The organism is Streptomyces sp. NPDC002004 (genome assembly GCF_053593975.1).
The window spans coordinates 619,148-628,952 of record NZ_JBSFDP010000001.1; the positions used below are offsets into that span (position 1 = coordinate 619,148).

At 73.7% G+C, this 9,805-nt stretch carries 7 protein-coding genes; 2 read left to right on the forward strand and 5 right to left on the reverse strand.

The features are described from left to right. Nucleotides 1–35: 35 nt before the first annotated feature. The 4 genes from ACWCP6_RS02670 to ACWCP6_RS02685 form a co-directional block, all read right to left on the reverse strand. Nucleotides 36–962 (reverse strand): DMT family transporter, encoded by a 927-nt coding sequence (locus ACWCP6_RS02670; protein ID WP_450930470.1) that lies wholly within the window; start codon nucleotides 960–962, stop codon nucleotides 36–38. A gap of 311 nt (nucleotides 963–1,273) precedes the next feature. Next, a complete protein-coding gene (locus ACWCP6_RS02675) occupies nucleotides 1,274–1,513 on the reverse strand; it encodes a hypothetical protein (protein WP_450930471.1) in 240 nt (79 codons plus the stop codon). Between the two features lie 20 nt (nucleotides 1,514–1,533). Then, nucleotides 1,534–3,897, reverse strand: coding sequence for a 4-alpha-glucanotransferase (gene malQ, locus ACWCP6_RS02680; RefSeq protein ID WP_450930472.1), 2,364 nt, complete (start codon nucleotides 3,895–3,897; stop codon nucleotides 1,534–1,536). Then, a complete protein-coding gene (locus ACWCP6_RS02685) occupies nucleotides 3,898–4,170 on the reverse strand; it encodes a hypothetical protein (RefSeq protein ID WP_450930473.1) in 273 nt (90 codons plus the stop codon). A 332-nt stretch (nucleotides 4,171–4,502) separates the two neighbouring features. Between ACWCP6_RS02685 and ACWCP6_RS02690 the strand changes: the two genes are divergently transcribed. Further along, nucleotides 4,503–7,646 carry a beta-N-acetylglucosaminidase domain-containing protein gene (locus ACWCP6_RS02690; RefSeq protein ID WP_450930474.1) on the forward strand — a complete coding sequence of 1,048 codons (3,144 nt, stop codon included), beginning with the start codon at nucleotides 4,503–4,505 and terminating at the stop codon, nucleotides 7,644–7,646. A gap of 178 nt (nucleotides 7,647–7,824) precedes the next feature. On the opposite strand, the gene ACWCP6_RS02695 is transcribed toward ACWCP6_RS02690, so the two are convergent. Beyond that, nucleotides 7,825–8,361: an HNH endonuclease gene (locus ACWCP6_RS02695; RefSeq protein WP_450930475.1), complete on the reverse strand. Its 537-nt coding sequence runs from the start codon at nucleotides 8,359–8,361 to the stop codon at nucleotides 7,825–7,827. A 260-nt stretch (nucleotides 8,362–8,621) separates the two neighbouring features. Here ACWCP6_RS02695 and ACWCP6_RS02700 point away from each other — a divergent pair, with 260 nt between their 5' ends. Beyond that, nucleotides 8,622–9,710: a mechanosensitive ion channel family protein gene (locus tag ACWCP6_RS02700; protein ID WP_450930476.1), complete on the forward strand. Its 1,089-nt coding sequence runs from the start codon at nucleotides 8,622–8,624 to the stop codon at nucleotides 9,708–9,710. Nucleotides 9,711–9,805 lie beyond the last annotated feature (95 nt).

Below are 9,805 nucleotides of genomic sequence, written 5' to 3' on the forward strand. Positions count from 1 at the left end.
CGGGCCCCGGCCCCACGCCCGCCCGTGACCGCGCGTCACCGGCCGCGGGCGGCTCCGAGGGCCACTCCGCCGAGCACGAGGCCCAGGCACAGCAGCCGTGTTCCGCCCAGGGTCTCGCCGAGGACCGCGTACGACAGGAGAGCCACGCACACCGGCTGGAGGTGGTAGACGATGCCGGCGCGGGCGGCGCCGATCAGCGAGATCGCCTGGTTCCAGGCGAAGAAGGCGAGCGCGGAGGAGAGGACGCCGACGTAGACGAGCGGTGTGACGGTGGCGAAGCCCGGCCGGAAGCCGCCCTGCACGGCCAGGCTCACCAGGTACGCGGGAGCCAGCATCAGCGTGCCGAGCGCGAACGTCGAGAGAAGGAAGGGCAGTCCGCCGAGCCCGGCGGGCCTGCGGCGCAGCAGTGCGCTGTAGGAGGCGAAGCAGACCGCCGCGCCGATCGCCCACAGATCGCCCGCGGCGAAGTGCGGTGCGGCCGAGCCCTCGGTGACCAGGAGCAGCACTCCGGCGCAGGCGATGAGCAGGCCGGTGGTGCGCCGCGCGCCGATGCGGGTGCCGCCGAGGCGTTCGCAGACCGCCATGAGGACCGGCGACGCGGCCATGATCATGCCCATGTTGCCGGCCGAGGTGGATGTTCCGGCCTGGTTGACGAGGGTGTTGTACGTGGTGACGCCGAGCAGCGAGGCCACCAGCAGGAAGCCGATGTGGCGGCGGATCAACCGGCGCCGGCGCCAGGTCTCCCGGGCGGCGAACGGCACGACGGCGGTGAGCGCGATGATCCAGCGCCAGAAGGCGTGCTGAACCGGCGGAACGCTGTCGTGCAGGGCGCGGGCGGTGACGAAGCTCCCCGACCAGACGACCGTGGCGACGGCAGCGAGGAGCAGACCGGGGCCGGCGCCCCGCGACCGCCTCCCCACGGCGGTCGTTCCACCGGCACGGACGCGGTCCAGGACGGTCACGGCTCCCCCTTGCCTCGCTGCCCCTGAGGGGCGATGTTGGTTGCGGGTTCACCGTCGCAAGGACTGCTTCATAAGGTCCATCGAATAGTTCCGACGACCATCTTCAGAAAAAACGAAAGATGGGTCCCGACCCCAGGCCCGACGGGCGCGTCGGGCCTGGTCGGGCCGAGCGGACGCAGCCGACGGCAAACGCGGTCGGCAGGGCCGACACGGGTCGAGGGCGCCCTCTTCGCACCCGCACAGGATGTGCGTACACGAAGAAGGCGCCCTCGAGGGAGAAGCGCGGGCGGGACGGCCGAGCCGTCCCGGGTTCAGCTCTGCTTCGGCTGCTTGCGGGACTTGTCGCCCAGCATGACCAGACCGGCGATCACCAGGAACAGCACGATCGGCAGGAAGACGTAGAGGCCCAGCGTCTGGATGACGCTCAGGCCCGGGCCGGGGTCGTCACCGTCGTCGCGGGTCAGCGCGAGCGCGGGGGACGACATGAGCAGCATCATCAGCGTCGTACCGGCGGCCAGGGCGCCGGCGCGCAGGGCGTTCTTCTTGTCCACGCCTCAAACGTAGCGAACACTCAATCGGCCCGCGCGCCCGGGGGTGCCGTACCCGGGCGGCGCCCGCCGATGCCGGTCCGCAGCACGTCGAAGAGCGCGTGCAGCCGCGGGGACGCGGCGAGCTCCTCCAGGGTCAGGGGGCGGCCCTCGGCGTCCGCGAGGGGCAGCCGCCAGTTCGGATACTCGTCCCAGGTGCCCGGCAGGTTCTGCGGTCTGCGGTCGCCGACCGCGTCCGGCAGCCACACGCCGATCATGCGCGCCGGCGTTGCCAGCAGGAACCGGTGCACGGCATGGATCTCGGCCTCCTCGGTGAGGGCGCCCGCGCCCGAGCGGCCCGGCAGCAGGCCGAGACGGCTGAAGAGCGTGAGCCACTCCCCCGTGTCGGCCGCCGCCTTGGCCCTCTCGACGGCGAGCGTCCGGGGCAACAGGCCGAGACGGTGGCGCAGTTCGACGTGGTCGCCGGTGAGCCGGGCCGCGGTGGAGGGCAGGTCGTGGGTGGTCGCGGTGGCCAGGCAGTCCGTGCGCCAGCGGGCCGGATCGAGGGGGCGGCCCGAGGCCTCCCAGTCGCGCTCGAACCAGAGCACGGAGGTTCCGAGCACACCGTGCTCGCGCAGGATCTCGCGGACGCCTGGCTCGACGGTGCCGAGATCCTCGCCGATGACCACCGCCCCCGCGCTGTGCGCCTCCAGGGCGAGGACGGCGAGCATGGCCTCCGCGTCGTACCGGACGTACGTGCCGTCCGTGGGGGCCTCTCCGCGGGGGATCCACCAGAGGCGGAACAGGCCCATGACGTGGTCGAGGCGCAGCGCGCCCGCGTACCGGAACAGGGCGCGCAGGAGGTCACGGTAAGGGGCGTAGCCGGACTCGGCGAGACGGTCCGGGCGCCAGGGGGGCAGCCCCCAGTCCTGGCCGCGGGCGTTGAAGGCGTCCGGGGGTGCGCCGACCGTCATGCCGTGGGCGAAGTGGGACTGCTGGGCCCAGGCGTCGGCGCCGGAGGGATGGACGCCGACGGCGAGGTCGTGGACGAGGCCGATGCTCATGCCCGCGTCACGGGCGGCGCGTTGGGCGGCGGTGAGCTGCTCGGCGGTGAGCCAGGCGAGCCGGCAGTGGAAGTCGACGCGGTCCATCGACGCACCGCGGGCGCGCGCGGTCTCCGTGGACCGCGGGTCGCGCAGGCCCTCCGGCCAGCTGCGCCAGTCGGGGCCGTGCGTCTCGGCGAGCACGCACCAGGTCGCGTGGTCCTCCAGCGCCGCGCCCTGCTCGGCGAGGAAGTCCCAGTAGGCGGCGCGGCGGCCGGGGCCGAGTGGGACCTGCTGGAGGATCTCCAGGGCCTCCCCCTTCAGCTCCCGGACGGCGTCGCGGTCGATGTGCGCGCCCTTGTGCAGGACACCGGCGCGCAGGCGTGCCGCACGCTCGACGAGGTCGTCGACGCGGGCGCGGTCCGGTCCTTCGAGGTAGGCGTACTCGGGCACGTCCTCGATGCGCAGATGGACGGGGTCCGGGAAGCGCCGGGACGAGGGGCGGTAGGGCGACGGATCGGTCGGCGCGCCCGGGACGGCGGCGTGCAGCGGGTTCAGCTGGACGAATCCGGCTCCGAGTCCCCGGCCGGCCCAGCACGCCAGCTCCCGCAGATCGCCGAGGTCCCCCATGCCCCAGGACCGCTGGGACAGCAGCGAGTACAGCTGGACGAGCACGCCGTAGGCGCGTCCCTCGACGCCGGGCACCCGGGCGGGCGCCACGACGAGGTGCACCTCGGTCTCCCGGCCGTCGGGCGTCCGCACGTCCAGCCTGTACACCCCCGCGTCCAGCCGGGGCGGACCGCCGGGTCCACGGGCGGCGGTGGCGTCGGGGCGGGGGCTGCCGGGGTCCTCGGGCCCCGTCGCGTCGCGCGAGGGGCCGGACCGCACGGGCGGCCGTCCGTCGTCGTGCGTGCCCTCCGTCGCGGGTGCTCGCGCATCGCGGGCGCCGGTGCCGGTGCCGGTGCCGGTGCCGGGCGGTAACCCCTCCGCGGTCGGGCGGGCTCCGGGCGCCGGGGGCTCCGATGCGGGGCGGGCGGACGGAAGGGTCCACTCCACGGGGGCGGCGGCGGGGTCCTCCGGGCGCACGCGGAAGCGGGTGCCGGGCGGCAGTCCCAGGAGCGCGGTGGGCTCCGTACCGAGCCACCACACCACGGTGGGCGGGAGCAGTCGGTCGCGGAGCTCCGCCTCGCGGGCCGCCACGGCCCGGGCGACGGACTCCGGCGTTGACGCGTCCACATCCAGCGCGGCCAGGGCCGCGGTCAGCGCGGCCTCCGTCGCGGACACCGTGCGCCCCGGCGACGGGGAGTACGAGGTCGCGACACCGTGCAGCTCGGCGAGACGGGCGAGGCCCGGAGCCGCCGCCACCTACGCCACCGACGGATCCGCGCCCGCGGCCACCATCATGGACGCCGCCTCACTGGTCAGCGGCGCTTCGTCGGCGAGCGGCGGCTCACTCGTCAGCGGGACCACGTCCGCGAGCGGCGGCTCGCTGGTGAGCGGCAGCTCGGCGCAGGTCCCCTCGGCGCCGAGGCACAGGCAGTCGTCCGACGCGGGCGCCGGCTCCGGCACCACCGACAGCGGTGACACCGGGGGGCGTTTGGACAGGGCGGACAGCAGAAGATGCGCAGATGCGGCCACGTGGGCCTCCTTGACGTACGACGGCGGGCGGCGATCCATGGTGACGGCAAGCCCCTACCCAGCGAGGGCGACGGCAGACGTACAGGACCCGTCAACGTGTCTCTCCTCACATACAACGTGTTCCGCGTCACATTGTGTTCCCGGCGCGCCCGTTGTCCGTACGGCATTCCCGCGGAGCTCCCGGCACGGCCCTTCCGACGCCGCGACGGGGCGTCACTCCGCCTCGTCACGGGGGCAATTGCGGCACAACGGCCATCGCCGTTGACACCCTCACCGGCTGAGTGGTGGGCTCGATTCCTTCGGGGGGACACGAGCGACGAGGAGAACCGGCCGTGCAGCTGCGGCGCAGAAAGGGCGCGGCCGCCGTCGCGGCCGCCGTCATCGCGGGCACGCTCGGTGGCGCCCCGAGCGCCTTCGCGGCCCCGGCCGCCCCGGGCACACCGACGACGTCCCCGGACGACCACCGCACGGACGGCTCGCTGCCCTCCGTATGGCCGCGTCCGCAGTCGATGAAGCCGGGCGGCACCTCGGTGCTGATCACCGACGAGGTCACCCTGGTCACCGCGCCCGGTACGGACCCCTACGCCCTGTCGGCCCTGCGGACCCTGCTCCGCGATGCGGGCGCCCGCCACATCACCGAGGTGGGCGAGGGCGCCCCGCTCCCGGCGGAGAGCGGGAACCTGGTGGTCCACGCCGCCACGGACGCGGCCTCCGCCCGGGACCCGCACTCCCGTACCTCCCCCGGGAACCCGGCCCCCGGCGCGGGGCACGCCGGCACCGTCCGCGGCACCACGGACCAGGTGCTGCGCACCCTGGGTGCGCGGCCCGCAAACGACCTGCCCTCCGGCGGCTACCGCCTCGCGGCCGGCCGCGGCACCGTCGCCCTCGCCGGAGTCGGCGAGGACGGCCTCTTCCACGCCGTCCAGACGCTCCGCCAACTGGTCGGGGACCGCCGGATCCCGGGCGTGGTCGTCCGCGACTGGCCGGGCACGGCCGTCCGCGGCATCACGGAGGGCTTCTACGGCACCCCGTGGACCCGGGAACAGCGCCTCGACCAGCTGGACTTCATGGGGCGGACCAAGCAGAACCGCTATCTTTACGCCCCGGGCGACGACCTCTACCGCCAGGCGCGCTGGCGCGAGCCGTACCCGGCCGCGCAGCGCGCCGATTTCCGCGCGCTCGCGGAGAGGGCACGCCGCAACCACGTCACGCTCGCCTGGGCGGTCGCCCCGGGACAGGCCATGTGCCTGGCGGACGACGGTGACGTCAAGGCCCTCAACCGCAAGCTGGACGCGATGTGGGCGCTCGGCGTGCGCGCGTTCCAGCTTCAGTTCCAGGACGTGAGCTACAGCGAGTGGCACTGCTCCCAGGACGCGGAGACCTTCGGCTCGGGCCCCGAGGCGGCCGCCGCCGCGCAGGCCCGGGTCGCGAACGCCGTCGCCCGCCATCTCGCCGAACGCCACCCCGATGCGGCGCCCCTGTCCCTGATGCCGACCGAGTACTACCAGGACGGTTCGACGGCGTACCGCCGTGCGCTCGCGCACGCGCTTGAGGACCGCGTCGAGGTCGCGTGGACCGGGATAGGAGTGGTGCCGCGCACCATCACCGGACGCGAACTCGCCGCGACCCGGGGCGTGTTCGGCGGCCACCGGCTGGTCACCATGGACAACTACCCGGTCAACGACTTCTCCGACGACCGGATCTTCCTGGGCCCCTACTCGGGCCGCGAGCCGGCCGTCGCCGCGGGCTCCGCGGCGCTCCTCGCGAACGCCATGGAACAGCCCACGGCGTCCCGCATCCCCCTGTTCACCACCGCGGACTACGCGTGGAACCCCCGCGACTACCAGCCCCAGGAGTCCTGGCAGGCCGCCATCGACGACCTCGCGGGCGGTGACGCCGAGCGCCGCCGGGCGCTGGGCGCGCTGGCCGGCAACGACGCCTCGTCCGTGCTCGGCGCCGACGAGTCCGCGTACCTGGTGCCGCTGATGGACGCCTTCTGGCAGGCCCGTACGACGACGGACGCGGCGCGGAACGCGACCGCGGCCCGGAAGCTGCGGGACGCGTTCGCCGTGATGCGGCAGACGCCGCAGCAGCTGCACGGCAGCGCCCTGGACGGCGAGGTGCGGCCGTGGAGCGGGAAGCTGGCCGCGTACGGGCGGGCCGGCGAGACGGCGCTGAGCATGCTCGACGCACAGGCGCGCGGCGACGGCGCGGCGGCCTGGCGCGACGCGCGTGCCCTGGAGCGACTGCGCCGCGCACTCGACGCGAGCGAGGTGACGGTCGGCAAGGGCGTGCTCGAGCCGTTCCTGGACCGGGCACAGCGGGCGTACGCCACCTGGGCGGGCCTGGACCGCGAGCCCGCGGTGTCGCGCAGCCCGGGTGACGGCCGGACGGTGCGCTTCGAGCGCCCCCGCCGCCTCACGGCGGTGACGGTCCTCACCGAGCCGGGCACGACGGGCAGCGTCGAGGTCCATCTCCCCGGCGGCGGCTGGCACCCCGTCGGGGACCTGTCGCCCGAGGGCTGGACGGAGCCCGAGTGGACGGGCTCCGCGTGGTCCGAGCGTGCGGGCGCCGGGGCCCACGGCCGCCCCGCGGCCGGCGCAGGCGCCCGGCCGACCGTCGAGGGAGGGGTGCGGGTCGACGCCGTCCGGGTCACCGGCCCCGCGCCCTCCCGGGTGCGCCATCTCGTGCCGTGGTTCGGGGACACGCCGGACGTCGGTCTGTCGCTGGGCCGTCGCGAGACGGATGTGGCGATCGGCGGCGCCACCCAGCGGGTGACCGCCCGCCTGCGGGTGCTGCGCCCCGGCGACGTCCACGGGAAGCTCGCCGCGAAGGCGCCCAAGGGCATCGAGGTCCGGGTGCCGAAGGCCTCCACCCTGCCGCGTGGCACCGACATCCATGTGCCGGTGGAGATCTCGGCGCCGGCGGGCACGCGCGCGGGCACCTATGACGTGCCGGTCGAGTTCGGCGGCGAACAGCGGACGGTGACGGTGCGGGCCTTCCCGCGCACGGGCGGCCCCGATCTGGCGCGCGGCGCCGAGGCGAGTTCGTCGGGCGACGAGACGAAGGACTTCCCGGCCGGCGCCGCGACGGACGGCGACCCGGCGACCCGCTGGTCGTCACCCGCACGGGACGGCGAGTGGTGGCAGATGCGCCTGGCGGCACCGGTACGGCTGGGTCAGGTGGTGCTGCACTGGCAGGACGCGTACGCCTCGGGGTACCGGATCCAGGTGTCCTCGGACGGCCGCACCTGGCGGACCGCCGCGACGGTGCGCGACGGGCGGGGCGGCCGTGAGGTGGTCCGTATGGACGCCCAGGACGTCCGTTACGTGCGTGTCCAGGGCGACCGGCGGGCCACCCGCTTCGGGTACTCGCTGTGGTCGGTGGAGGCGTATGCGGTGCGTGCGGAGACCGGCGGCGTCAAGGGTGACGACAGTCACTCCACGGGCGACGACGGTCACCGCGCGGGCGGCTGACCCGGCGTCCGGGGGCTCGGCGCTCGACAGCCGGGGGCGCGTCGGCCCGTCGCCCCGAGGCAGCCGGAGCGACCGGAGCGACGAGGAGCGGGCGAACGGAGGAAGGGACCAAGGGACGGGAAGGGGCCTCGCACGGGCCGTCATCACCCGTGCGAGGGACGAACAAAGCCCGGATCCGTCAGGCAGATATGCCGTCGATCCGGGCCAGAGCGTCGTCCGCGCCGTACGGCTGCAGGTAGGGCAGCCAGCGCGGGTCCCTATGCCCGGTCCCGATGATGCGCCAGGCCAGGCCCGTGGGCGGCGCGGGTGTGTGACGCAGACGCCAGCCGAGCTCCATCAGGTGCCGGTCGGCCTTGACGTGGTTGCAGCGGCGGCAGGACGCCACCACGTTGTCCCAGACGTGCTGACCGCCGCGGCTGCGCGGGATGACGTGGTCGACGCTGGTTGCGACGCCACCGCAGTACATGCATCGGCCGCCGTCACGGGCGAAGAGTGCCCGCCGGGTCAGAGGAACGGGCCCCCGGTAAGGGACCCGGACGAACCGTTTGAGACGGACCACACTGGGGGCTGGGATGGTGCGGGTTGCGCTGTGCATGAAGGCGCCGGACTCCTCGAGACAGATGGCCTTGTTCTCAAGGACGAGGACGAGCGCGCGGCGGAGCGGTACGACGCCGAGGGGCTCGTACGACGCGTTGAGGACCAGGACATGCGGCACGGATGCCTCCTTGTACGCCGGCGGCGCGTGGCTCGCGCCGGGACGATCTGCTGCCAGTCTCTCCTCCTGCCTGGTCGAAGCGCCACCATGTACCGGTAACGGGCTGGAAGTGTTTTCGACCACACCCCGTTCATCCCCAGGTGAGCACCGTCTCTCCCTCGAACATTGCAACGATCCACACACGATGCACCGTTAGTGTGGTGGTTCTGCCCGTTCCGCTTTCTTCCACGGGCCGACCGCTACACCTGGAGGTACCTGTCGTGTTCTTGACCGCCCTGCCGGCCGCCTGGTCGTCCGCCGGGTCGTCGCCGTCATCGGACCCCCTGTCCTCCGGGTCCAAGACGATTCAGGACGCTCAGGAGAGCGCCAACAACGCCGCCGGCTGGATAGAGCAGAACTGGTCCACGTGGCTCGGGATGGGTCTGCAGATCCTGCTGATCGTCGTGATCGCGGTGGTTCTGCGGACCGCGATCCAGCGGACGATAACCAAGCTCATCGACCGGATGAACCGCCATGCCGAGGCCGTCAACAGCACCTCGCTGGGCGGCCTGCTGGTGAACGCCGAGCGCCGCCGCCAGCGCTCGCAGGCGATCGGCTCCGTGCTCCGCTCGGTGGCCTCGTTCCTGATCATGGGCACGGCGGCGCTGATGGTTCTCTCCACCTTCAAGATCAACCTGGCTCCGCTGCTGGCGTCCGCGGGTGTGGCCGGTGTCGCCATCGGTTTCGGCGCCCGCAACCTCGTCACGGACTTCCTGTCCGGCGTCTTCATGATCCTGGAGGACCAGTACGGCGTCGGCGACACGATCGACGCGGGGGTCGCCTCCGGCGAGGTGATCGAGGTGGGCCTGCGCGTGACCAAGCTGCGCGGTGACAACGGCGAGATCTGGTACGTCCGCAACGGCGAGGTCAAGCGGATCGGCAACCTCTCCCAGGGCTGGGCGACGGCGGGCGTCGACGTGACCGTCCGCGCGGAGGAGGACCTGGAAAAGGTCCGCACGACCCTCGCCGAGGTGGGCGAGTCCATGGCGAAGGAAGAGCCGTGGAGCGAACTCCTGTGGGGCCCGGTGGAGGTCCTGGGCCTGGACCTCGTCGTACTGGACTCGATGATCGTCCGCGTCTCCGCCCGGACCATGCCGGGCAAGTCGGTGCGGGTCGAGCGCGAACTGCGCTGGCGGATCAAGCGGGCCTTCGACGAGGCGGACATCCGCATCATCGGCCGGCTCCCCGCCCAGCACGACGACGAGCCCCTGCCGGACCCGACGGCCGGCATGTCCGCCCCCTCGGCCTACGCGTCGTCCTCGTCGCCGCAGTCCCAGGCGGCGTCCCCGATCGTCCCGCCGGCCAAGTAGGCGCGGGCGCGTCACACGGATTCGGCAGCGGCGGCATGCTCGTCGTACATCCGGAGCAGGCGAGGAGTCGAGCATCGCCAGCCGAGCCGGTTACT